24 protein-coding genes are annotated in these 24,536 nt (G+C 53.8%); 17 read left to right on the top strand and 7 right to left on the bottom strand.

Translation table 11 applies throughout. The features are described from left to right. The first annotated feature begins 1 nt into the window (after nucleotide 1). Complete coding sequence (tsaA, locus tag ORY85_RS07740; RefSeq protein ID WP_274572496.1) at nucleotides 2-697, top strand: tRNA (N6-threonylcarbamoyladenosine(37)-N6)-methyltransferase TrmO; 696 nt, start codon at nucleotides 2-4, stop codon at nucleotides 695-697. 241 nt (nucleotides 698-938) lie between these two features. Next, nucleotides 939-2,453, top strand: a complete 1,515-nt coding sequence (gene lysS, locus ORY85_RS07745; protein ID WP_274572497.1) for a lysine--tRNA ligase — start codon at nucleotides 939-941, stop codon at nucleotides 2,451-2,453. 181 nt (nucleotides 2,454-2,634) lie between these two features. Here lysS and ORY85_RS07750 read toward each other — a convergent pair whose 3' ends face one another. Next, nucleotides 2,635-2,946, bottom strand: coding sequence for a hypothetical protein (locus ORY85_RS07750; protein WP_274572498.1), 312 nt, complete (start codon nucleotides 2,944-2,946; stop codon nucleotides 2,635-2,637). Further along, nucleotides 2,943-3,386: a surface-adhesin E family protein gene (locus ORY85_RS07755; RefSeq protein WP_274572499.1), complete on the bottom strand. Its 444-nt coding sequence runs from the start codon at nucleotides 3,384-3,386 to the stop codon at nucleotides 2,943-2,945. The genes ORY85_RS07750 and ORY85_RS07755 overlap by 4 nt, the downstream gene beginning before the upstream one ends. 86 nt (nucleotides 3,387-3,472) lie before the next feature. Here ORY85_RS07755 and recQ point away from each other — a divergent pair, with 86 nt between their 5' ends. After that, nucleotides 3,473-5,275 (top strand): DNA helicase RecQ, encoded by a 1,803-nt coding sequence (gene recQ, locus ORY85_RS07760; RefSeq protein WP_274572500.1) that lies wholly within the window; start codon nucleotides 3,473-3,475, stop codon nucleotides 5,273-5,275. Nucleotides 5,276-5,310: 35 nt separating this feature from the next. Continuing rightward, nucleotides 5,311-5,505: a hypothetical protein gene (locus ORY85_RS07765; protein WP_274572501.1), complete on the top strand. Its 195-nt coding sequence runs from the start codon at nucleotides 5,311-5,313 to the stop codon at nucleotides 5,503-5,505. Between the two features lie 132 nt (nucleotides 5,506-5,637). Here ORY85_RS07765 and gnd read toward each other — a convergent pair whose 3' ends face one another. Then, nucleotides 5,638-7,086, bottom strand: a complete 1,449-nt coding sequence (gnd, locus tag ORY85_RS07770; protein ID WP_274572502.1) for a decarboxylating NADP(+)-dependent phosphogluconate dehydrogenase — start codon at nucleotides 7,084-7,086, stop codon at nucleotides 5,638-5,640. Between the two features lie 400 nt (nucleotides 7,087-7,486). Then, nucleotides 7,487-8,407, bottom strand: a complete 921-nt coding sequence (gene lpxC, locus ORY85_RS07775; protein WP_274572536.1) for a UDP-3-O-acyl-N-acetylglucosamine deacetylase — start codon at nucleotides 8,405-8,407, stop codon at nucleotides 7,487-7,489. Nucleotides 8,408-8,866: 459 nt separating this feature from the next. On the opposite strand from lpxC, the gene gap reads away from it, so the two are divergent. Both gap and dksA read left to right on the top strand, forming a co-directional pair. Next, entirely contained in the window at nucleotides 8,867-9,874 is a 1,008-nt protein-coding gene (gene gap, locus ORY85_RS07780; RefSeq protein WP_274572503.1) for a type I glyceraldehyde-3-phosphate dehydrogenase, read from the top strand. A gap of 311 nt (nucleotides 9,875-10,185) precedes the next feature. Continuing rightward, nucleotides 10,186-10,602, top strand: coding sequence for an RNA polymerase-binding protein DksA (gene dksA, locus ORY85_RS07785; protein WP_274572504.1), 417 nt, complete (start codon nucleotides 10,186-10,188; stop codon nucleotides 10,600-10,602). Nucleotides 10,603-10,696: 94 nt separating this feature from the next. Here dksA and proC read toward each other — a convergent pair whose 3' ends face one another. Together proC and ORY85_RS07795 are read right to left on the bottom strand one after the other, a co-directional pair. Beyond that, nucleotides 10,697-11,512, bottom strand: coding sequence for a pyrroline-5-carboxylate reductase (gene proC, locus ORY85_RS07790; protein WP_274572505.1), 816 nt, complete (start codon nucleotides 11,510-11,512; stop codon nucleotides 10,697-10,699). Between the two features lie 231 nt (nucleotides 11,513-11,743). Beyond that, entirely contained in the window at nucleotides 11,744-12,436 is a 693-nt protein-coding gene (locus ORY85_RS07795; protein WP_274572506.1) for a YggS family pyridoxal phosphate-dependent enzyme, read from the bottom strand. An 88-nt stretch (nucleotides 12,437-12,524) separates the two neighbouring features. Between ORY85_RS07795 and ORY85_RS07800 the strand changes: the two genes are divergently transcribed. The 9 genes from ORY85_RS07800 to ORY85_RS07840 all read left to right on the top strand — a co-directional run bounded on the left by ORY85_RS07800 (nucleotide 12,525) and on the right by ORY85_RS07840 (nucleotide 19,170). Then, nucleotides 12,525-13,565, top strand: a complete 1,041-nt coding sequence (locus tag ORY85_RS07800; RefSeq protein ID WP_274572507.1) for a type IV pilus twitching motility protein PilT — start codon at nucleotides 12,525-12,527, stop codon at nucleotides 13,563-13,565. 142 nt (nucleotides 13,566-13,707) lie between these two features. Then, the gene (pdxA, locus tag ORY85_RS07805; RefSeq protein ID WP_274572508.1) at nucleotides 13,708-14,703 is read left to right on the top strand and encodes a 4-hydroxythreonine-4-phosphate dehydrogenase PdxA; all 996 of its coding nucleotides are present in this window, start codon (nucleotides 13,708-13,710) and stop codon (nucleotides 14,701-14,703) included. Between the two features lie 34 nt (nucleotides 14,704-14,737). Then, nucleotides 14,738-14,971, top strand: a complete 234-nt coding sequence (locus ORY85_RS07810) for a cytochrome-c oxidase (protein WP_274572509.1) — start codon at nucleotides 14,738-14,740, stop codon at nucleotides 14,969-14,971. Between the two features lie 259 nt (nucleotides 14,972-15,230). Beyond that, a complete protein-coding gene (locus ORY85_RS07815; RefSeq protein WP_274572510.1) occupies nucleotides 15,231-16,058 on the top strand; it encodes an ABC transporter ATP-binding protein in 828 nt (275 codons plus the stop codon). Between the two features lie 3 nt (nucleotides 16,059-16,061). Beyond that, nucleotides 16,062-16,838 (top strand): lipid asymmetry maintenance ABC transporter permease subunit MlaE, encoded by a 777-nt coding sequence (gene mlaE / locus ORY85_RS07820; RefSeq protein ID WP_274572511.1) that lies wholly within the window; start codon nucleotides 16,062-16,064, stop codon nucleotides 16,836-16,838. Nucleotides 16,839-16,843: 5 nt separating this feature from the next. Further along, nucleotides 16,844-17,362 (top strand): outer membrane lipid asymmetry maintenance protein MlaD, encoded by a 519-nt coding sequence (mlaD, locus tag ORY85_RS07825; protein ID WP_274572512.1) that lies wholly within the window; start codon nucleotides 16,844-16,846, stop codon nucleotides 17,360-17,362. Nucleotides 17,363-17,435: 73 nt separating this feature from the next. Then, nucleotides 17,436-18,029 carry a phospholipid-binding protein MlaC gene (locus ORY85_RS07830; RefSeq protein WP_274572513.1) on the top strand — a complete coding sequence of 198 codons (594 nt, stop codon included), beginning with the start codon at nucleotides 17,436-17,438 and terminating at the stop codon, nucleotides 18,027-18,029. Then, on the top strand, nucleotides 18,029-18,304 hold the full coding sequence (locus tag ORY85_RS07835) for a lipid asymmetry maintenance protein MlaB (RefSeq protein ID WP_274572514.1): 276 nt from the start codon (nucleotides 18,029-18,031) through the stop codon (nucleotides 18,302-18,304). Before ORY85_RS07830 ends, ORY85_RS07835 begins: the two co-directional genes overlap by 1 nt. Further along, nucleotides 18,301-19,170 (top strand): VacJ family lipoprotein, encoded by an 870-nt coding sequence (locus ORY85_RS07840; protein WP_274572515.1) that lies wholly within the window; start codon nucleotides 18,301-18,303, stop codon nucleotides 19,168-19,170. Before ORY85_RS07835 ends, ORY85_RS07840 begins: the two co-directional genes overlap by 4 nt. Nucleotides 19,171-19,200: 30 nt before the next feature. Here ORY85_RS07840 and ORY85_RS07845 read toward each other — a convergent pair whose 3' ends face one another. Beyond that, a complete protein-coding gene (locus tag ORY85_RS07845; protein ID WP_338577936.1) occupies nucleotides 19,201-20,535 on the bottom strand; it encodes a surface lipoprotein assembly modifier in 1,335 nt (444 codons plus the stop codon). 376 nt (nucleotides 20,536-20,911) lie between these two features. Between ORY85_RS07845 and ORY85_RS07850 the strand changes: the two genes are divergently transcribed. Both ORY85_RS07850 and ORY85_RS07855 read left to right on the top strand, forming a co-directional pair. Next, a complete protein-coding gene (locus ORY85_RS07850; RefSeq protein ID WP_274572517.1) occupies nucleotides 20,912-21,967 on the top strand; it encodes a transferrin-binding protein-like solute binding protein in 1,056 nt (351 codons plus the stop codon). Nucleotides 21,968-22,081: 114 nt separating this feature from the next. Next, nucleotides 22,082-24,529 carry a TonB-dependent hemoglobin/transferrin/lactoferrin family receptor gene (locus ORY85_RS07855; protein ID WP_274572518.1) on the top strand — a complete coding sequence of 816 codons (2,448 nt, stop codon included), beginning with the start codon at nucleotides 22,082-22,084 and terminating at the stop codon, nucleotides 24,527-24,529. Nucleotides 24,530-24,536: the final 7 nt, after the last annotated feature.

Genomic DNA, 24,536 nt, shown 5'->3' on the forward strand with positions numbered 1-24,536 from the left:
AATGGAATACACCATTCAAACCATAGGCAGCGTGCATTCTCCCTACCGGCAAAAATTCGGTGTGGCGCGCCAGCCCGGGCTGGTACCCGCAGCCGCCGTCTGCATTGAGCTGAACCCCGATTTTCATGCCGACAGCGTGCGCGGTTTGGCCGATTTCGACTACATCTGGCTGCATTTTATTTTTCACGGCGTACTTGATGAGGGTTGGGCACCGATGGTGCGGCCGCCGCGCTTGGGCGGCAAACGCAAAATGGGCGTTTTCGCCACCCGCAGCCCCCACCGTCCCAATCATCTGGGTTTATCCCTGCTCAAACTCGAACGCATCGAAAGCAGCAAACCGGTGCGGATTTGGTGCAGCGGAGCCGATTTAATCGACGGCACGCCGGTTATCGACATCAAACCGTATATCCCGTTTATCGAAGCCAAACCGCAGGCAAAAGCGGGATTTGTCAGCGGCGCGCCGCAAACTTTAAACATACGCTGGCAGAATCCGGCCTGCCGCGATGCTTTGCCGTCTGAATTGGTTGCGCTGATTGAACAGAGCATCGCCCAAGACCCGCGCCCGGCTTATCAGGATATTCCCGAACGCCGCTACGGCATGGCTCTGGCCGGTTATCAGATACACTTCCATATCGTCGGCAAAGAAGCCCTGATTGTGTCGGCCTGTGCCGGCGAAACAGATCAGCAGGCCGTCTGAAAACCATTTACCCCCCTTCAGGCGGCCTTTATCCACAAAAGAAAAACCATATCAATCATTTTAAATTCAATCTGATAAATAGATTATCCGAAAAATGTCCACATATTTTTGTGGATAATCTTCCATCACCGGCCGACCATACCACCATACTTTCAAAAGTACTTGAAAACGCGTAAAATACAGCCGATTATTTATTGTTCAGGCAGTTTACGACTGCCTGTTTTTTATCAGGTATTCCGAGATGAACGAACAGCATACTCCGCAAACCGACGATATCCAGTTGGACGAAAACCAAATCATCGCAACCCGCCGCGAAAAACTCGGCGAAATCCGCAAACAGGGCATCGCCTTTCCCAATCAATACCGGCGCAATGCCTTTGCGGGCGATTTGCAGGCACAATACGGCGCAATCGAAAAAACCGAATTGGACCCGCAGGAAATTCCCGTCAAAATCGCCGGCCGCATGATGCTGCAACGCGCAATGGGCAAAGCCAGCTTCGCCACCGTTCAAGATACAAGCGGCCAAATCCAAGTGTATGTGAACAATCAGGGCGTGGGAGAAGAAGCGCACCACGCGTTCAAACACTGGGATTTGGGCGACATCATCGGCGTGGAAGGCACACTGTTTAAAACCAACCACGGCGAATTGACCGTACGCGCGGCCAAACTGCACCTGCTCACCAAATCGCTGCGCCCGCTGCCCGACAAACATAAAGGTCTGACGGATCAGGAAACCAAATACCGCCAACGTTATGTCGATCTGATTGCCAATCCCGACAGCCGCGACATTTTCATCAAACGCAGCCAAATTGTGCAGGCAATCCGCAGCTATATGGTGGCCGAGAACTATCTCGAAGTCGAAACCCCGATGATGCACCCGATTCCCGGCGGTGCTGCGGCCAAGCCTTTCGTTACCCACCACAACGCGCTCGATATGCCGCTCTATCTGCGCATCGCGCCCGAGCTGTATCTGAAACGTCTCGTGGTCGGCGGCTTGGAGCGCGTGTTTGAAATCAACCGCAACTTCCGCAACGAAGGTATGTCGGTACGCCACAACCCCGAATTCACCATGATGGAATTCTACGAGGCGTTTTGCGGTTACGAACGCATGATGGAAATGACCGAAGGCATTATCCGCGCCGCCGCGCAAACCGCCTGCGGCCGTCTGAATATCGAATACAGCGGCAAAGCAGTCGATTTGGCCGCGCCGTTCGAGCGTTTGACCATTTTGCAGGCCATCAAAAAATACAATCCGCACTACACGGACGAACAGCTCAACGATGCCGAATGGCTGAAACAGGAAATCGTCAAGCACGGCGAAAGTCTGCCGCCCGCCCCCGGTATCGGCAGCCTGCAACTGGCATTGTTCGAAGGCTGCGCCGAAAGCCGGTTGTGGAATCCGACTTTCATCATCGATTATCCTGTGGAAGTTTCCCCGCTGGCGCGCGCTTCCGATACCCGCCCCGGCCTGACCGAACGTTTCGAACTGTTCGTCGTCGGCCGCGAACTGGCCAACGGCTATTCGGAATTGAACGACCCCGAAGACCAAGCCGCCCGCTTCAAAGCACAGGTGGCACAAAAAGACGCGGGCGACGACGAAGCCATGCATTATGATGCCGACTATATCCGCGCCATGGAATACGGCCTGCCGCCCACCGGCGGCTGCGGTATCGGTATCGACCGCCTCGTGATGCTGCTGACCGATGCGCAAACCATCCGCGATGTGGTGCTGTTCCCGCAGATGCGCCCCGAATAAAAGCCCGTATCAGAATACAGAAGGCCGTCTGAAAACCAAAATCCGGTTTTCAGACGGCCTTAATCTATTACAGGCTGAAAAGAACTTAAACAGTATCCTTTTATGAAAACATCATGAAAATCAGGCCTTAAAATCAAAACCCAAACAGGCAGAACGGTCAGCAGCCCGACCGTTTTACTGCTTACTGCCCCTTGGCCGCCTGCCAGGCACGGTTCAAACGCTCGCCCGCCTGTTTCAACGCCTCATCATTAGCCGCTTTCTGCTGTTTTGCCGCTTCCAGTTCGGCATTCAGACGGCCGATATCCGCTTCTGCATCGGCCTTGCGTTTTTGCGCCGCCGCCAAATCCGTTTGCAGTTTTACCATCCGTGCATCATCCGTATTCTGCACAGCCAATGCTTGACGGAATGCCGCCTGAGCGCTGATCAAATCACCCTCTGCTGCCGCGCCCGGAGGCAAAACAGCCAACAAAACCGTCCATACTGCTTTTTTCATCTTCCCGCTCCTGATCCGGCACATACCGTCTGCCACTGTTTCTCGTTAATCGACCCCTTCTGCACCGGCATCGGACGCAAATCCACCGCACTGTAACGCTGCTCGGCAACCACCTGTCCGTTAGCGGCCAGCAATGTCAACGCAGTCAGGCGGTAAGTACGGTTGGTACAGTGGATTTCCCACTCACCCAGAGCCGTCTTATAAGACGGCGTATTGACATAACGCATTTCCGCCGGTTTCACCACAACTTTGCGGTCGCGGAATATTACCGACTGGCCGTTGCGCTTGATACTGGCCTTATCCACAGCCACACGGATATTACCGTCGGCCGTCTCGCCGAGCGGCTGCCATTGCCCTTCAACCTGCGGGCCGGCCGCACACGCGGCCAGCATCAGCATACAGACCGCCGATACCGTTCCCAACAACTGTTTCTTCTGCATTTTGCTTCCCGGTTCATGCGCGCACCGCCATGACGCACGCAACGATAAAGTTTACAATACCGCCTCATTATAACGGAAATTGCCGCATGACCCACCCGAACGCGTTGCAGATTTTGAACGATACTTTCGGCTATCCCGAATTCCGGGGCAATCAGGCCGAAGTAGTACAAACTCTGGCTGAAGGCAGCAGCCTTCTGGTGTTGATGCCCACGGGTGGCGGCAAATCGCTGTGCTATCAGATTCCCGCGCTGATGCGCGAAGGCGTGGCCATCATAGTATCGCCGCTGATTGCACTGATGAACGACCAGGTTGCCAACTTACAGGCCGCAGGCGTGCATTGTGCCGCACTGCACAGCGGCACGCCCGCCGACGATATCCGCCAAATTGCCGACGACATCGCCACAGGCCGTCTGAAACTACTCTATGTTGCACCCGAACGCTTGGTCGGCGAACGTTTTCTGCGCTTTCTCGACCACACCCGCATCAGCCTGTTCGCCATCGATGAAGCCCACTGTGTCAGTCAGTGGGGGCACGACTTCCGCCCCGAATACCAACAGTTGGGCCTGCTGGCCGAACGCTATCCCGCCGTGCCGCGCATCGCACTGACTGCCACCGCCGACGCACAGACCCGCGCCGACATCAAACATTATCTGCATCTGGACAACGCCCCCGAATTTGTCGCCAGTTTCGACCGCCCGAATCTCTATTATCAAGTCATCGAAAAAAACAGCGGCAAAAAACAGCTTTTAGCGTTTATCAAAGGCCAAATGGCCGGACAAAGCGGGATTGTGTACTGTTTGAGCCGCAAAAAAGTCGATGACACCGCCGCATTTCTGCGCGAAAACGGCTTGGGAGCGGTGGCTTACCATGCCGGCATGAGTATGCAGGAACGCGAAGCCGCCCAACTGCGCTTTACACGCGAAGACAATATCATTGTTGTGGCCACCGTGGCTTTCGGCATGGGCATCGACAAACCGGACGTGCGTTTTGTCGCCCACCTCGATATGCCGCAGAGCATCGAACATTTTTATCAGGAATCCGGCCGTGCGGGACGCGACGGTCTGCCGGCCGTCAGCTGGCTGTGCTACGGTTTGAACGACTGGACCATCTTGCGCGAGCGCATTTTCGCCGGACAAAGCAGTGAAATGCAGAAAAGCATTGAGTTGCAAAAACTCGACGGTATGCTTTCCGTATGCGAAACCGCAGGCTGCCGCCGCGTGCTGCTACTGCGACATTTCGGCGAAGCTGCCGAAGCCTGCGGCCATTGCGACAACTGCCTGCACCCGCCCGACCGCTTCGACGGTACCGAATTGGTACAGAAACTGCTCAGCTGTGTTTACCGTGTCGGCCAGCGTTTTGCCGCAGGTTATGTGATTAATGTTTTGCGCGGCAAAGACGACGACTGGATCCGCCGCAACGGCCACCATCAATTATCCACATTCGGCATCGGTGGAAAATTGAGCGACAAAGAATGGCGCAGCGTCATCCGCCAAAGTATCGGCTTGGGTTTTTTGGGTGCCGACCCGCTCAATTATCACGCACTTTTCCTGCAAGAGCCCGCCCGCCGGATATTGTCCGGCGAAATGCCGGTTTTACTGCGCCCGTTCAAACGCGAAAAACACAGTATGCAGAAACCGCAGGGCGAACGGCTGCGTACCGAGCGCGAAGAACGCATCTGGCAGGATTTGCGCCAATGGCGTGCCGCACGCGCCAAAAGCGAAAACGTACCGGCCTATGTCATTTTCCATGACCGCACACTGCAAAGCATTGTTGAAACCCTGCCTCAGACACCTGCCGACCTGAACCGCATTTTCGGCTTGGGTCAGGCCAAAATCGATAAATACGGTAACGATATTTTGGCTGTCTGTGTCAAATGGCTGGAAACTTAAAATAAAAATTTGACCACCGGTGTAGGAGATGAAAAATGGACAATGATAATGATCGGGGTGCTGGCTCAAAAACCATTGAACAAGTTATCCGGGAACTAAAAACTTTTGGTAATCAGCATCTGATTGTCATGGTCTCTGATGACGGTGGTGAAACTTTAAAGCCGGTAAAATTGATTGGTAAAGAGTTTCAAGGTGAAGAACCTTACTGCACATTTTTTATTGAAAAATAAAAACCATACGATGAACGGCATATGTCTAATTTTGTAATCGTACCAAATACAGAAAGGCCGTCTGAAAACCGTAAAACCGGTTTTCAGACGGCCTTTTCTCCATAAAATCAAACTTTGATACAGGCAGCAGACTTAAACATCGTAAGTAGTGGAAGCAGTATTGCCGCCCGTTCCCGTCCAATTGGTATGGAAAAATTCGCCGCGGGGCCGGTCTGTGCGCTCATAAGTATGAGCACCGAAATAATCGCGTTGTGCCTGTAACAGATTGGCGGGCAGGCGGGCTGTGGTGTAGCCGTCCAAGAACGTCAGTGCAGACGTCATACAGGGCATGGGCAGGCCGCTTTCCAACGCTTTGGCGGCAATTTTACGCCAAGCGGGCAGGGCAGTTTGCAGGATATTTTTGAAATAAGGGTCATTGCCGAGGAATACCAAATCCGGATCGGCATCATAAGCATCGCGGATATTGCCTAAAAACGCACTGCGGATAATACAGCCTTCGCGCCAAAGTAGAGCGGTTTTACCGTAATCCAACTGCCATTGATGGGTTTCGCCCGCTTCGCGGATCAGCATAAAGCCTTGTGCGTAAGAAATGATTTTTGAGGCCAGCAGAGCCAGACGCAGATTTTCCAACCATTGTGCGCGGTCGCCCCCGACAGGTTCGATTTTTTTATCGAACAGCGCGGCAGCCTGTTCGCGCTGTGCTTTGAATGCCGATACACAACGCGCAAACACCGCTTCGGAAATCAGCGTCAACGGAATGCCCAAATCCAGAGCATTGATGCCCGTCCATTTTCCGGTGCCTTTCTGGCCTGCGGTATCAAGGATTTTTTCAACCAACGGCGTGCCGTCCTCATCTTGATAGGCAAAAATATCGGCAGTAATTTCAATCAAGTAGCTGTTTAACTCGGTTTGATTCCATGCCGAAAATACTTGGTGCATTTCATCGGCATCCATGCCCAGCCCGTCTTTCATAAACTGGTAGGCTTCGCAAATCAGCTGCATATCGCCGTATTCGATACCGTTATGCACCATTTTGACGAAATGCCCGGCACCGTCGCGGCCGACCCAGTCGCAGCAGGGTTCGCCTTCCGGCGTTTTTGCGGCAATGGCCTGAAAAATCGGCTTGATTTCCGGCCATGCGCTTTCATCGCCGCCCGGCATAATCGACGGACCGTTACGCGCACCTTCTTCTCCGCCGGAAACACCCGCACCGATAAAGCGGATACCGTGTGCCGCCAATTCGCGTGTCCGGCGGGTGGAATCGGGAAAATTGGCATTGCCGCCGTCGATAATGATGTCGCCTTGATCGAGCAGTGGCAGCAATTGGGCGATAAAATCGTCCACCACACTGCCTGCCCGCACCATCAACATGATTTTTCTCGGTTTTTCCAGTTTTTCTACCAATTCCTGCAGACTGTAGGCACCGGTGATTTGCGTATTTTTGGCGGCACCGTTGAGAAATTCGTCTACTTTGGATGTAGTGCGGTTATAAGCTACTACTTTGAAACCTTTATCGTTCATGTTCAGAATCAGGTTCTGACCCATCACGGCCAAACCAATGACGCCGATGTCGCCTTTCATGCGGATTCCTTTAATTTAGTGCGGTGATCAAATCGGTATTTTACGGTATATCGTTTTCTGCCGATACATTCCGAAATATTAATTAATGATTTTCATCATTATTTTTTCTGTCTAAACCGTTGTTTGCAAAGAAACGGGGATATCGTCAAAACAATTAATCAAAAATAAATTTTATTTTTTGATGAAAAAGATGAAACAGACAGCTTTATCGGGATAAACCTGATTTTACTTTTTTATTCAAATGGTTGATAAAAGAAAAAGCCTGTGGAAAAAAACAGATAGGCCGTCTGAATTTTACTTGGATAATTTGCGGCATTTGATCCGTTGAAGTGGATAAAATACCGTTGCAAACGTTTTTTCAGACGGCCTGACGGGAAAACAGATTACCGCAGATACGTTTTCAAGCGGCATATTCTTCCATTTCGAAAAATGCACCGGGCAGGTCGGCATTCTCATCGAAAGAAACCCATTCAAATGCGTTTTCATCGGCCAAAACTGCCCGCAGCAGTGCATTATTGACGGCATGGCCCGATTTATAACCTTCAAAAGCACCGATAATCGGATGACCGACGATATAAAGGTCGCCGATGGCATCTAAAATTTTGTGGCGGACGAATTCATCGGGATAACGCAGCCCTTCGGGATTGAGCACATCTGTGTCATCGATCACAATCGCATTGGTCAGGTTACCGCCCAAACCCAGATTGTGCGCCCGCATCATTTCCACTTCCTGCATAAAACCGAACGTACGCGCGCGCGCGATTTCTTCGATATAAGATTGACCGGAAAAATCGATTTCAAATGTGGGACTGCTGCGGTTGAACACAGGATGATCAAATTCGATGGTCAGTGTAACTTTAAATCCGTCATAAGGCGTAAAGCGTACCCATTTGCCCGTTTCTTTTACTTCCACCGGCTTGATGATTTTCAGAAACCGTTTTTTTGCCGTCTGTCTCACAATGCCCGCATCTTGCAGCAGATAAATAAACGGCAGGCTGGAACCGTCCATAATCGGGATTTCCGGTGCATTCAGTTCGATCAGGACATTATCGATACCGTAGGCAGCCAATGCCGACATCATGTGTTCGATGGTGCCAATGCGTGTCCCGTTTTCGGTAACCACTGTCGAAGACAGACGGGTGTCGTTAATCAGATAAGGGGTCAGTTTGACGGTTTTTCCCGCATCGCCGTCCAAATCACTGCGGCGCAGCAGAATACCGCTGTCAGCCGGTGCCGGATAAAGTGTGAGTGCCACACGTTCTCCCGAATGCAGGCCGACACCGGTAACACTCACTTCGCGTGCCAAGGTCCGTTGCAGCATCATCAAGCCTTTACTGTGTTTCCATAAGGTTTTACCGATGATAAGCCAAAATACCGCTTGTGCGAAGCACGGAAATGGTCTGTATCCCGCAACGATAGCGGCGGACTATCGGTAAAACCGCACTATCAGTGTAAAAAAAGCGGATAAGCCGGTTTTATCCACATCACGGTAAAACCGGTTACCGTTTTCCCGTTTTTCTCCGCAAATTCAGACGGCCTTTTTCCACATATTTACCGTGACGTGAAACCCCCTTCATTCGGGCAGATAAACCGTTTATCCACAAATACGCCGCTGCTTTATCTTTTTCATCAAAAATAAAATACAAAAATGAAAGAAACAAAATTCAGATAAGCGCAGCAAAACGTTTGAAAATGTTAAAAATAAAGTAGCTTTTTGTAATAATCCGATTTTATGCTTCAATAAACCCGGTAAATTACCGATTACATGGAGCCGGATATTATGAGTATTAAAGTTGCAATTAACGGTTTCGGCCGCATCGGCCGTTTGGCACTGCGCCAGATGGAACATATCGAAGGTGTGGAAGTGGTTGCCGTCAATGATCTCACGCCTGCCGATATGCTGCTGCATCTGTTCAAGTACGATACGACCCAAGGCCGTTTCCAAGGTTCTGCCGAACTGAAAGATGATGTGATGGTCATCAACGGCAAAACCATCAAAGTTTTTGCCGATGCCGATCCCGAAACACTGCCTTGGCGCGAATTGGGCATTGATGTCGTATTAGAATGTACCGGATTTTTTACCAGTAAAAACAAAGCCGAATCCCATATCCGTGCCGGCGCGAAAAAAGTTGTGATCTCCGCACCCGGCGGCGATGATGTCAAAACCGTGGTGTTCGGTGTCAATGAACATATTCTCGACGGCAGTGAAACCGTGATTTCCGCCGCTTCCTGTACCACCAACTGCCTGGCACCGATGGCAGCCGTACTGCACCGCGAATTCGGCATTGTCCAAGGCCTGATGACCACCATTCATGCCTATACGGGCGATCAAAACACGCTGGATGCGCCGCACCGCAAAGGCGATTTCCGCCGGGCGCGTGCCGCTGCGGAAAATATTGTGCCCAACAGCACGGGCGCGGCCAAGGCCATCGGTTTGGTGATTCCCGAATTGAACGGCAAACTCGACGGTGCCGCCCAACGTGTGCCCGTGGCTACGGGTTCTCTGACCGAACTGGTTTGCGTATTGGAAAAAAACGTCAGTGTGCAGGCAGTGAATGCAGCGATGAAGGCGGCCGCCAATCCGTCATTCGGCTACACTGAAGAACAACTGGTTTCTTCCGACATCATCGGCATGACGGAAGGTTCGCTGTTCGATGCCACCCAAACACGTATCTTGGATGTCGGCGGCAGACAGTTGGTCAAAACCGTGGCCTGGTACGACAACGAAATGTCCTATACCTGCCAATTGGTGCGTACGCTGGCTTATTTTGCCGGTTTGATTAAATAGCCGCATCTGCTTAAACATTTGAAAAAACGGTATAAAGGCCGTCTGAAAAGCACCATGCCCGATTTCAGACGGCCTTATATATTATAGGCTCGAAGGGATTTAACAAAACTTCACAGTATCTTTTGCCGTACAAAAAACTGAAAACAGGCGGACAGCTTACCATGCCGGTGCAGACGGCAATTTTTGCCGTAAAACACAGTAAAAAACAGAACCGGCAGAAAAACCGTGTTATCATCGCAAGTTGGCAAAAGCAGCGGCAGCAAACCGGCTGCCTTAATCAACCCGCAGGAATTTCAGAAGAAAGACCGAAAATGGCAAAATTGACCGAGCAGGACATTATCAATTGGAACGGCTCCGAAGACGATTACATGAACGCCGACCACTTGGCATTTTTCCGCGAATTGCTGGTTAAACTGCAAGACGAATTAATCGATAATGCTTCGGCCACTACCGATAATCTGCAAAAACACGAATCCGCTCCCGACCCGGCCGACCGCGCGACCCAAGAAGAAGAATATGCTCTGGAATTGCGTACCCGCGACCGCGAGCGCAAACTGTTGAGCAAAGTCCAAGCCTCTATCCGTTCGATTGACGAGGGCGATTACGGCTATTGCCGCGATACCGGCGAACCTATCGGCCTCAAACGCCTGCTGGCACGCCCGACGGCCACTTTGTCGGTGGAAGCACAGGAACGCCGCGAACAGATGAAAAAACAGTTTGCCGATTGAGCACGGATTTTTATTCCTCTAAAACACAAAAAACAGCGCATCCGCGCTGTTTTTTCATGGCTGAAACCGAATGGGAATTTAAGTTGTCGGATTTTCAGACGGCCTCAGACGGCGTTTTTTCAAACTCAGCAGCGATTTCTTCCGAACGGCGCACACAGGCGGCAACGCCTTGGACAATCGATCCGGCAATATTCCGCGCTTCAAAAACTTTAATGGCTTCGGCCGTGGTGCCGCCTTTTGATGTAACCTGCTGCTGCAACACGGCAAAATCTTCCGTCTGCGCTTCGGCCAAAGCCACCGCGCCTTTGAAAGTGGCCAAACTCAAACTGCGTGCGTCTTGGGCGGAAAATCCCTGTTCCCGGGCGGCAGCGGCCAGTGCGTCGAGCAGGTAAAACACATAGGCCGAGCCGCTGCCGCTGATGCCGGTAATGCGGTGCATCCGGTTTTCATCGTCCAGCCAAATCGTCATGCCCGCAGGCCGCATCAGCATTTCGGCGGTATCGCGGTCGGTTTGGCCGATGTATTCCGGCGCAAACAGGCCGGAAACGCCCAAACCGATTTTCGACGGCGTATTGGGCATCACGCGGATAATGCGTGTATGGCCGTTCAGATAGCGCGACAAAGTGGCGGTGCTCAAACCGGCTGCCACCGACAGCACCAGTGCGCCGCCGGTTTCCACGCCCGCACAGGCCGTCTGCATATCCTGCGGCTTGACCGCCAGCACCAATACATCATCTGATGTTAGCACGGGCAGTTTTTCCGAAACGGCAACGCGGTATTGCTGCGCCAGTCTGCAGCGTTTTTCTTCCCCGCGGTCGGCAACGTGAACCGGCAGATCCGGCCGGGCGCGGCGCAGACCGGCGATGATGGCTTCGGCCATATTGCCGCCGCCCAGAAAATAGACCGTCATTTTTTTTTCCTTTCTTGCGCAAGTTTGGATCATGATTGAATAAAACATCGGAAAACGTTTTTCGGGTTGTGCAGATGATGGGATTAGCGGCGGACGGTTGGGCAGGTTGCGGATAAACGATGAAGCGCACAGTCTGTTCCGTTGTTTGCGGTCTTTGTTTTTTCCCGATTCAGCGGATATTCACAGCATGGCGCTAACCGGCACAGCCCGTGATTTTAATATTCGGCGGGTTCAGACGGCCGGTGCAGGCCGGCCGCCGAATATCGCGCTGCCGATGCGCACATGGGTGGCCCCGCAGGCCACGGCTTCGGCCAAATCGGCCGACATACCCATAGATAAAACGTCGGCGGGCAGTCCGGCCGTCTGAAAATCGGCCAGCAGCGTCTGCATATGCGAAAACTGCTGCAATAATGCTTCGTGTGTGCTGCCGGTTTTCGCCACGCACATCAGACCGCGCACTTCGATTTGCGGCAGTTTTTGTGCGGCCAAAGCCAGCGGCAGGGCTTCCTCGGGCGGCACGCCGTGTTTGGCCGTTTCGCCGCCGATATTGACTTCGATACACACATTCAGCGGCGGCAGATGCGGCGGCCGTTGCGCGCTCAAACGTTCGGCGGTTTTCAGACGGCTCAAAGTATGCAGCCAATGCGCTTTTTCGGCCACGAACCGGGTTTTATTCGACTGAACATCGCCGATGATGTGCCATACCATATCCGGCAAATCGGCCAGTTCTTCGGCTTTGGCCGCCCATTCCTGAATATAATTCTCGCCGAAATCGCGCTGGCCGGCGGCGTACAGCGTGCGGATGTCGGCGGCGGGGAAGGTTTTGCCCACGGCAATCAGTGTCGTGCCGCTGCGGCCGCAGGCGGTTTCGGCCGCGCGGATTTGCGCCAAAACGGTTTCGCGGTTGCGTACCAAATCGTTCATGTCTGCTCCTGTATCAGCAGTGCCATTGACGCAGGCCGCGCTTTGGCACAAACTGCTTTGAATTGTAACCGAAAAGCGGGGGTGCGGCATGGCGGACTTGGTCGGTTTTCTATTGGAAGCGGCGCAAAAAGGTGCATCCGATGTCCATCTGGCGGCGGGCGAACCGGCCGTTTTGCGTATCGACGGCAGCCTGACGCGCACGGAACAGGCGGCATGGACGGCAGAGCAGATCGAAAATGCCGTTTTGCCGCTGATGAACGAGGCACAGCGTACCGTCTGGCGCGATGGCGGCGAAGTCGATTTTGCGTTTGTGCTGCCCGACAACAAACGCTGCCGTGCCAATGTTTTTCAGACGGCCTCCGGTGCGGCCGCCGCGTTGCGCCTGATTGCGGACAATATTCCGACATTGGCCGATTTGGGCGTACCGCCGGTGGTGCACAAGCTGGCTGAATTGCCGCGCGGTTTGGTGTTGGTCACCGGCCCCACCGGTTCGGGCAAGTCCACCACGCTGGCAGCCATGATTGACGCGCTCAACCGCAGCCGGCCGCTGCATATTCTGACGATTGAAGACCCGATCGAATTTGTCCATACCAACCGTACGGCATTAATCCGCCAGCGCGCGCTGCACGAGCACACCAAAAGTTTTGCTGCCGCGCTCAAATCCGCGCTGCGCGAAGATCCCGATGTGATTCTGGTGGGCGAATTGCGTGACCGCGAAACCGTCCGGCTGGCTTTAACGGCAGCCGAAACCGGACATTTGGTGCTGGCCACGCTGCATACCACCGGCGCGGCGAAAACGATAGACCGCATTATCGATGTGTTTGAAGCGGGCGAAAAAGACAGCGTACGCGCCATGCTGTCCGAAAGCCTGCGCGCCGTGGTGTCGCAGCTTTTGCTGCCCGCGCTCGGCGGCGGGCGCGTGGCGGCGCACGAAATTCTGATGGCGACACCGGCGGTGCGCCATTTAATCCGCGAGAACAAAACGGCGCAAATCGCCAATGCCATTCAAACCGGACAGGCCGCCGGTATGCAGACTTTGGCACAGTCATTGCAGCAGCTGCTGCACAGCGGCCGTATCGATGCGCAAACCGCCGCCCGTTTCGGCGGCAGCGAAAGCGGCTTGATATAATGGTGCCGCTAACGGCGGCTGCCTGCTTGCTGCCGGATACCTTTAATCCGATCTGCCGGTGCAACCGGCATAAACCGCCGTTTTCAGACGGCCCGAAATATATAGAGGCCGTCTGAAAACGCGTGAATCAGAGAAAAAAATCATGTCTTTTCCCCTTTTGGCCGTCAGCAGCGGCGAACCGGCCGGTATCGGCCCCGATATTTGTCTGGATCTGCCCCAAGCCGGACTGAATGCTCATTGCGTGGTATTCGGCGATAAAAACCTGTTGACCGAACGGGCGCGGCTGTTGGGCAAAGCGGTACGGCTGCGCGACTATTGCGCCGGTATGCCGTCTGAACCGGGCGTGCTGGATGTCTGCCATATCCCGTTGCGCGCACCGGTGCGAGCAGGCGTATTGAATACGGCCAACGCCGCTTATGTGCTGGACATTCTCGATGCGGTTTATCGGGGTGTGGCAGACGGCCGTTTTGCCGCGATGCTGACCGCGCCGCTGCACAAGGGCGTGATTAACGATGCGGGCGGTGCATTTTTCAGCGGCCACACCGAATATCTGGCGGAAAAAAGCGGTACGCGGCAAGTGGTGATGATGCTGGCAGGCGGCGGATTGCGCGTGGCATTGGCGACAACACACCTGCCGCTGCACGCCGTTCCCGGAGCCATCGACAAACCGCTGCTGTTATCGGTATTGCGCATATTGGACGGGGACTTGCGCCGCAAATTCGGCATTGCCGCGCCGAAGATTTTGGTGGCAGGATTGAACCCGCACGCGGGAGAAGGCGGCCATTTGGGGCGCGAAGAAATCGACATCATCACGCCCGCCCTGTCGGCCGCCCGCGCCGAAGGTTTGGACGTACACGGCCCGTTTCCTGCCGATACGCTGTTTCAGCCCTTTATGCTGAAAGATGCCGATGCCGTATTGGCGATGTATCACGACCAAGGCCTGCCGGTATTGAAATTCGCCTCGTTCGGTCAGGGCGTCAATATCACACTGGGACTGCCGTTTATCCGCACTTCGGTCGATCACGGCACCGCGCTCGATTTGGCCGGCAGCGGCCGTGCCGATTCGGGCAGTCTGATGGCGGCGGCGCGGCTGGCCGCCGAAATGGCCGCTTGCACAAACGGCGGCAGACGGGCATAGTGGCCGTTCCTGCCATTTTTGACGGAGTACAGTGATGAACAGTATCGATCTGAGCAAAATCCGGCCGCAGCCGTATGAAAGTTTTGAAGAGGCCGAAGCACGCCGCGAAGCCGAGTTGGACGAGGTGTATGCACCGCTGACCGATGCGCAGCGCGAGACCGTGCGCGGGCAGAGCGGCATCAATCCGGTCAGCCAGACTGTGAGCGATCTGGTGGAAGACGTTGCACACCCGAACAGCCATACCGGAGATACGGACAAACAACCGTAAAGCCGGGCACAGGCCGTCTGAAAACGCCGCAGGCCTCTTTCGATGCTGCAAATCACGCGGTTTCCGTTTTTCAGACGGCCTGTGCGGCCGCAGGCCGGTGAAGCCTGATCCGGTGTTGCATTTTACTACACGGTGAAATAAAAGAATTTCAATAATTTACATACAATAATGTATCTTTCATCTCCACGGCGACTGCCGACAATTGTATTTAAATATCCAAGTGATTAAAATACAAGGCTTTCAGAAACCGACCCGCCGCATGAGCACACCGTTTATCGAAATGAAGAATGTCGCCTTTTCCTATGGCGGCCGCCCGATTTTGCACGACATCAATTTTCAGATCGGGCAGGGCAACTTCGCGGCTGTGATGGGCGGTTCGGGCAGCGGTAAAACCACATTGATGCGGCTGATTACCGGCCAAATCCGCCCGCAGAGCGGCCGGGTGCTGATCGAGGGGCGCGATTTGGCCGCATTTTCCGCCGCACAGCTTTACGAGCACCGCCGCCGTATGGGCGTGCTGTTCCAGCACGGCGCGCTGTTTACCGATTTGTCGGTATTCGACAATATTGCCTTTCCCATGCGCGAGCTGACCGGCCTGCCCGAAGCTGTGATTCGTGATTTGGTGCTGCTGAAATTGAATGCGGTCGGCTTGCGCGGTACGGAAAACCTGATGCCGTCTGAATTGTCCGGCGGTATGGCACGCCGTGTCGCACTGGCACGGACCATCGCGCTGGATCCCGAAATCATGCTGTACGACGAACCGTTTACCGGTCTGGATCCCATCTCTCTCGGCGTGATTGCCCATCTGATCAGCCGCGTAAACCGTGCACTGCGCTCGACCAGCGTGATGGTCACGCACGATATTGAGCGTTCTCTGGCGATTGTCGATCAAGTGATTTTTTTGGCCGAAGGCCGCATTGTGTTCAGCGGCAGCCCGGCGCAGATGCGTGCGATCGATTCGCCGTGGGTCAAACAGTTTGTCGGCGGCTCGGCCGAAGGACCGGTGGCCTACCGTTATCCGGCAGGCGGCAGTTTGCGGCAGGATTTGCTCGGTACGGCGGACAGCAGTGCGGAACAGGCGGATTGAGTGATGGAAATGATTCGGAGCGTGGGCGCGAAAACTTTGGGCTTCTTGCAGCAGCTGGGAAGCACCTGCCTGTTTTTAATGAATATTCTGGCACATTCGGGCAGTGCGTTTCTGCGGCCGCGCCTGACGGTGCGCCAAGTGTATTTTGCCGGTGTACTGTCGGTATTGATTATTGCCGTTTCCGGCCTGTTTGTCGGTATGGTGCTGGGTTTGCAGGGCTATACCCAATTGGCGAAATTCAAATCGGCCGACATTCTGGGCTATATGGTGGCCGCCGGCCTGCTGCGCGAACTGGGGCCCGTACTGGCTGCGATACTGTTTGCCAGCAGCGCGGGCGGCGCGATGACCAGCGAAATCGGCCTGATGAAAACCACCGAGCAGCTGGAAGCCATGAATGTGATGGCGGTCAATCCCGTTGCCCGCGTGGTGGCTCCGCGCTTTTGGGCGGGTGTGGTTTCGATGCCGCTGCTGACGGCGGTTTTCAATGTAACCGGCATTTACGGCGCATATCTGGTGGGTGTTCAGTGGCTGGGTTTGGACGGCGGCATTTTCTGGTCGCAGATGCAGAACAATATTTCCTTCGGCTACGATGTACTCAACAGCCTGATTAAATCGGCCTGTTTCGGCGTGGCCGTTACCCTGATTGCCGTTCATCAGGGCTTTCACGCCGTGCCGACTTCCGAAGGTATTTTGCGTGCCAGTACACGTACAGTGGTGTCTTCCGCCTTGGCGGTGCTGGCGGTCGATTTTATTTTAACTGCCTTTATGTTTACCGGATAATCCTCATGAAACGAAGCAATTTAGAACTTCTGGTCGGTCTGTTTGTCATGGTCGGGATTGCTGCGCTGGGCTTTTTGTCTTTCCGTGTGGCCGGCGGCAGTTTGGCGGGCAGCGGGAAATTTTATACGGTTTACGCCGATTTTTCCGACATCGGCGGCTTAAAGCCGAAAGCGCCGGTCAAAGCCGCCGGCGTATTGGTCGGCCGGGTAAGTGCCATTCGGCTTGACCCGCAGAGTTATCAGGCCAAAGTGGCCATCGAGCTGGATCCGCAATACCGTTTCAGTGCCGATACGAGCGCCCAGATTCTTACCTCCGGTCTGCTGGGCGAACAATACATCGGTTTGCAGCAGGGCGGCGATACCGAAAACTTGGCGGCAGGCGACACCATTACGCTGACCAGCTCCGCTTTAGTACTGGAAAACCTGATCGGCCGGGTGATGACCGCATTTACCGAAAACAGTGCCAAAGCACAGGCTTCCGGTAACGGTACCACCGGAGAACCGGAAGCCGACACCAACCCATGACACAGCAGGCCGTCTGAAAAAGGCCGCGAACAGTGCCGCATCCGGCGGCCGTCAAGCAAGAAAGGACAAGCATATGAAAACCCGAATTTTAACTGCCTTGGGCATAGGCGTGATGAGCATCGGTCTGGCTGTGGCTTCGCCGCAGCAGGCCGTCAGCCAAGTCCGCGAAAACGCATCGCAGGTTTTGAGCATTCTCAATAAGGCCAACGGCAGCAACGATGCGGCTGTGCGCAAACAGGCCGAAGATTACGCCATGCCGTATTTCGACTTCCAGCGCATGACTGCTCTGGCCGTCGGCAATCCGTGGCGCAATGCCAGCGCGGTGCAAAAACAGGCACTGACCAACGAATTCCGCACCCTGCTGATCCGTACCTATTCCGGCACCATGCTGAAATTCAAAAATTCCAAAGTTACTGTGCGCGACAACCCTGTGGTTAACCGCGGCGGCAAGGAAGTCATTGTACGTGCGGAAGTCAGCCAAGGCGGCAAGCCGGTCAATATGGATTTCACCGCATATCAGAGCGGCAGCCGCTACCGCGTGTATAACGTGGCGGTTGAAGGTGCCAGCCTGGTCACGGTTTACCGCAACCAATTCGGCCAAACCATTCAGCAAAAAGGCATCGACGGCCTGATTGCCGAACTGAAATCGAAAAACGGCAGCCGCTGATGCAGATCCGTTGGGATAACGGCGTGCTTTGGGTCGGCGGAGAGGTAACGGTCAAAACCCTGACTCCCGCCGCCTGCCGCGCGTTCGAAGAGGCCTGCCGCAGAAACCCCGCCGTCATCGACTGGTCGGCGGTCGGCCGGGTCGATTCGGCCTGCGTATCGCTGCTGCTGACTGCCCTGCGCACGACAACTGTGCGGCCGCAGTGGCGCGCCCTGCCTGCCGCATTGGAAGATTTGGCCGGACTTTACGAAATCCGGCATTGGATACTGTCATGAAACCATCTGTCCGCATACTCGCCTGTACACTGGCTCTGGCCGCCGCCACTGTTTCCGCGCAAGAGCATTCTGCGCCGCCTGCTTCCATTGCCGTCCCGCAGGCCGTTTCCGGCAACGACCCTTACGAGCCGTATAACCGCGTCATGTTTCAAGTGAACGATACGGCCGACCGCTACGTTCTTTCGCCGCTGGCGCGCGGTTACCGCAAAGTAACGCCGCGTCCCGTGCGCATGAGCGTCAGCAACTTCTTCAACAACCTGCGCGATGCCGTGAGCTTTGGCAGTAATGTGCTGCGTTTGGACATTAAACGCGCCAGCGAAGATTTTATGCGGGTGGCCGTCAATACCACTTTCGGCTTGGGCGGACTCATCAACATCGCCGATGCCGGCGGTATGCCCGACAACAAAAACAGCCTGGGCGATACATTCGCTTCATGGGGTTGGCAGAACAGCCATTATTTCGTTTATCCGCTGACCGGTCCCTCAACCGTACGCGACAGCGTAGGTTCCACCCTGCTGTTGGCCTATCCGCCGCAAAGTGCTGTTTTTAAAACCACATCGGGGCGTGTGGCGGCTGCGGCGGCCAATGCCGTCAGCACCCGCGAAAACCTGTTGGATCTGACCGACAGTCTGGACGAGGCCGCGCTCGACAAATATGCCTATACCCGAGATATGTACCTGCGCCTGCGCGCGCAGCAGCTCGGCCAGGCAGTGCCGGCCGGTGCGGATGAAGAAATCGATATTGATGATTTGGTCGGCGGCGACGGTGCAGATATGGCGGATGAGGCGGCAAGGCCGTCTGAATCTGCTGCGTCTGCGGCGGCAGATGGTTTGACTGCCGAATCGTCGGTCAGGCCGTCTGAATGATTTGCGGGCGGACTGGCCTGATGACGCCCATTAAAACGGTTTGACGACTTCCACAAATATCCCGCGTGATTTCCTGTCCGCCCAGTCATGTGTACTGTTGGTTATATTGCGTTCATAAACCAGTTGCGGCATTAAGCCTGCAAAACGGATGTTGCGGTGCGCTAATGTCAAGCGCAAATCATATTCGCGGTTTTCGCGCTGTCTGTGTATAAAATCGGTATCCAATGCAGTGCCGCGGTAACGCCGCCAAGTATAAGAGCCGCGCACACTGCTTTCCAGACCGCCCAATTGCGGCCAACGGGCATTCCAACCTGCCGAAACGGTATGGCGCACATAAGCCTGATTATTGTGCGCCCCGTTCACGATTTGGTGTCTCGGGCGGAATACGCTGCCCCCCCAACTGCCATAAACCGTATGATTATTTGTCGGCGCATAAGTCAGTGCCGCATTTAAAGCGTAGTGCCGGCCGTCATAAGGGCGGCGGCGTTCCTGTGGTACATAACGCTGAACCGATATTTCTGCACCCAATCTGCTTTGCAAGCGCGGATGCAGCAGTCTGCTCCAAGCCGTCTGAATTCCCCGGCCGCGCGCGAATAAATCGGGTAATCCGCGTTCGCGTGTCGTTTTGTCTGCAAATTCATTCGAACCGGCAAATTGTAACTGGTAAAACGGCAGCACACTGACGGTATCTTTTGCAGACTGATACTGCCACCCCGAATATATCCGGCCAAACGCCCTGTCATATTGACTTTTTCGGTCAAAGTAATAACTGGTTCCCCCGATATGGGTGCGGATCAGCACATTATGATGACCCTTAATCGGCGTATTTTTGGCTGCCTCCACAGAATAATCCAATCCCCAGGCATCTACGGGTCTGCTCTGAGTGCACCCCAACGGCGTACAGTAAGAGGGTGCTTCGTCATTAATATTCTGATGACGCGCAAAACCCAGATTACCCGAAAACTGCCATTGGTTATGCCGTCTGATGCCCTGACGGAATACATCGACATTGCCGGCCACATTTTCAGGCAGCCCGGGTTCATTGAGTGTTGAAGCAAACAAAGCATCCGCTTCGCGCCACTGCCTGTCTTGAACCAAAGCGGCAGCTGCATCCAAACGGATGCGCACATCATCGGGATAGTTCTGCTGCAAATCCTCATAACGTTTAACGGCGGCACCCGTATCTCCGCGCAGGCGCAGTAACTCTGCCTCTGCATGTGCCAGCAGTAAAGCGTCCGGTTCGGGCAGCCGGCGGTACGCCGCAAGCAGCGATGCCAGCAGATGCGCATCACCCCTGTTTAAGGCCTGCTGCATCACACGGTGGAACATCGGCGGATCGGCCAGCAATTTATCGTTGTCCCACATTTCAACGCGCACAGATTGAACAGGTTCTCTGCCCGTCTCAGAAGCCGTCTGAAACCGCGCGGCCGCATCCAAATTCTCCTGCCGTACAAAAGATTCTGCCAATTTGCTGTTACTTGATGCGTAAACCGGTGCAGAGCCGCAATAAACAGACACGGCCAAAAAGCACGCCCGGATGTAAAAAACATTGACCACTTTGTCAAAAAACCGCTTAAAAAGTTAATAATGATTGCCATTATACCCTGCTTCCTTTAAACTACGTAAATGCATAAACAAGAATTATTTTTATTATCAGACGACATGCTGTCGGGCAGCCGTTTTCCTGTGCTGACATCGGCCGTGTCGTGATGAGACCTTTTGACTTGGAGAAACGGAAAATATGGCAAATCCATCAATGTATGCAAAAGGCTTGACTGCCTGCCTGTCCTTACTGCTTGCCGCCTGTGCGGGCGGCGGCGGAGTCGAACCGCCCAAAACCATTTCCACGGCGCAATTGCTGGCTGCCCCCCAATTTAAAGTCGGCGGCAAAATTGTAGACAGTTACGGGAACGAAGGTACGATTACCGAGCTGAATGAAAAGCCCGATTTGCCGATAACCATGTCGCCGGACAGCCAAGGCCGTCTGAAAGCTTATAGCGTCGTCAGACGCTATTGGCGCGAAGTTTCATGGGATCCCAGCCGCAGCGGATATGTTACCGAACCCATGTGGGGGAGTGTATTTGCCTATACAACGCCGGAAGGCAAAATATACCGTCTGGAAGCATTGTCCAATCCGCAGATCAATACCGGCTTCGGCATTACCAAAACCCAAAGCCCGACCCGCCATGAAATGCTGCCCTTGGAAGATAACGGCGGCAAGTTGATTGCCTGCTGCGAAAACGGCAGCAGCAGGTTTGCACCCGGTTATTTAACCGATTCCCGTTTCGGTGCGTGGATGGCTCCGAACGGGCAAGTCCAATTCTTCAACGGCGGCGTTTTGGCCGATGCGTCCCGATTGCCGGGTGCGGAACAAAACGGCGGTGTACCCAAAGGCAAAGTAACTTATGAAGTGATCGGTATCCGCATCAAAAACGGCATGGCCATGACTTCCGCCCACGATACAGCCAAAAAGGACAATTCTTTGCTGACCGTGAATTTCAACACCGGAAAATTGGGCGGCAGAATCTTGGGCAACAGTGATTTTGGCGGCGACATCGATTTTAATGATGTCAGCGTCAGCGGCAATGCGTTCAGCGGTACCGCCGTCTCCGAGGGGAAAACCGGCCAAGTCAGCGGCCATTTCTTCGGCAAACCGGGTTACCGCAAACCGGCCGGCTCCGAAATCGGCGGCCAAGTCGATTTCGGTAACGGTAATCTGAACGCCGTATTTGGCGGCTCTTCCGTCAGACACAATGCGGCTGACACGTCCAGGGATTTAAACCATTTAAACCGCTGAACTTTATCCGGGCCGGCCGCAGCCGTTCAGACGGCCTGAAACGCTTATCCGCTTTGCAGCCGGCCTGTAAAACAATAATACCAATTTCATAGTCATCTTAGGAGAATCTTCAAAATGAGCCGACAACCCGTTTATTGCAAACCGCGTTTGCTCTGCACATTGTTGTGTGCCGCATTTCCGTTGAGTGCATTGGCCGGCACCGCCGAGCCGGAACCGGCCGATAAGCAAAACAGTATCGAGGTAGAGTTGCAGCAAATCAATGTCAGCGGCCGGCGCGCCGTTCAAGATTTGGGTAAGGAAAAAGTGCGCCGTACCAAATTGGATAAAGAATTGGTACACGATATTCACGATTTGGTGCGTTACGAGCCGGGTATTTCCGTCAGCGAAGGCGACCGCGGCAATTCCAACGGTTTTGCCATCCGGGGTGTGGACAAAGACCGTGTTGCCATAACCGTAGACGGTTTGGCGCAGGCAGAAAGCCGCTCTTCCGAAGGTTTCCAAGAATTATTCGGCGCATACGGCAATTACAATATCGGCCGCAATGCGGCAGAAATTGAAACCATTAAAGAAGTGACCCTGCAAAAAGGTGCCGATTCACTGTCTGCCGGCAGCGGTGCGCTGGGCGGTGCCGTTATGTACCAAACCAAGTCGCCGCGCGATTATGTCGATGAAGACAAACCTTTTTATGCCGGTATAAAAGGCGGCTACATCAGCAAATCACGCCAAAAATTCAGCAGCATGGCTTTGGGCGGTTATTTAAAGGGCTTTGACGCACTGCTTGTCTACACACACCGCAAAGGCCACGAAACCAAAAACCACAGTGGCGGCGCCGATTATAATACGACATATCAAAGCACCAACGGAACCACTGCTTTAAACGGCACACTCCGCGCGGTTCCGGACGAACAAAACGTTAAAAGCAAAAGCACACTGCTGCGTTTGGGCTATCACTTCAATCCGTCTAATTATCTCGGCTGGATTTATGAAGACTACCGTCAAGACCGCGTGACAGACGAACGTTCAAACCTTTTGTCCGCTTACGGAAACGGTGTACGGTACCGTTTTGATGTCAGCTACCGCAAACGTACCGGCCTGGAATACGAAAACCGTTTGGAAAACGGTCCGTGGGACAAGCTGAAAATCAATTATGACCGTCAGCGTGTCGACATGACCACATTGACTTGGGATATGGATCGCGTGATTACACGGCGCAATGCCGAAGCATTCTTCCGAAACCGCGGCCTGTTCCAAAAATCAGACCACATGTCCCTGACGGCGGACAAAAATTTTGAATTCGACAAAATGCCGAATTTCTCATGGGATATGAAATATGGTGTAGGGCACAGCAAAACCAAAAATACCAACGACAACAATGAACATTTTGTGTATGTGTTTGAACCGTCCGAACCAAACGGCAACCCGAACCGCACGGAGTTTTTAGTCAGCGGCCAGCGTAAAAACACCTATGGTTACTGGAACAACCTGTTCCGTTTCGGTACGCAGTGGAAGTTGGGCTTAGGTGCCCGCTACGACAAAATTACAACCGGCACTTTAGAATCTGACAGTTTGGATCCCAAGGTGGCAGGCCAGCTCAAAGCCAAAGGTTTATGGAACCAGAAAGCCGAATTTAAAGCCCCTTCTTATGCCGCCACATTGGACTGGTCGCCGCTTGATGCGTTAACTTTGCAGGCAAAATACAGTACCGGTTTCCGCGCGCCGACTACCGATGAAATGTGGTTTTTCTATGAAGCACCCGATGTGGTATTGATTGAACCCAATCCCAAGCTGAAACAGGAAAAAGCGCAAAATATCGATCTGGGCTTCAATGTCAAAGGCAGCTGGGGCAATGTCAAAGTATCCGGTTTCCGAACCAAATACAAAGATTTTATTTATTTAAGCTCATACAATGCCGCGCAAAAATATTATGACCCCAAGACCGGTACTTACATTCCTTATCCGGCCGGCAGCCGGCCTGCCGGTTTGATGTATAAAAACATCAATGTCGACAATGCTTTTGTGAAAGGTGTGGAAATACAGGGGCGGTGGAAATTGGACAGCATCGGTATGCCCAAAGGTTTGTATGCCAATTGGGCGGGCAGCTACCAAAAAGGGTATTTTACGACCGACGGCAACAAATATCCGCTTAATGCACTGCAGCCGTTCAGCGGCCTCATCGGTTTAGGATATGAGCACCCTGAAAGCCGTTGGGGACTTGCACTGAACAACACTTATTTTGCCCGTAAAAATCCCAAAGACACTACGGCTGCGTACGACAGGCGCGACGAAGTATTTCCGTTTGCCAAACACAGCCGGAATATCTGGGTAACAGACTTAATCGGTCATTATAAAATCGGCAAAAATGTTACTGTCCGGGGCGGCCTGTTTAATCTGTTCAACAAAAAATACCTGACTTGGGATTCGTTGCGCGCCATTCGTGAATTCGGTGCCGTAGGCCGCGTGGGTAACTGCGGTGGTGCCCATGCCACTTGCTCCCACCCCGGCATCCAACGCTTTACCGCTCCCGGCCGCAACTACACACTCAGCATTGAAGCAACGTTCTAATGCCGGG

The sequence above is a fragment of the Neisseria leonii genome (assembly GCF_028776105.2).
In the GTDB taxonomy this organism is placed as follows: Bacteria; Pseudomonadota; Gammaproteobacteria; order Burkholderiales; family Neisseriaceae; genus Neisseria; species Neisseria leonii.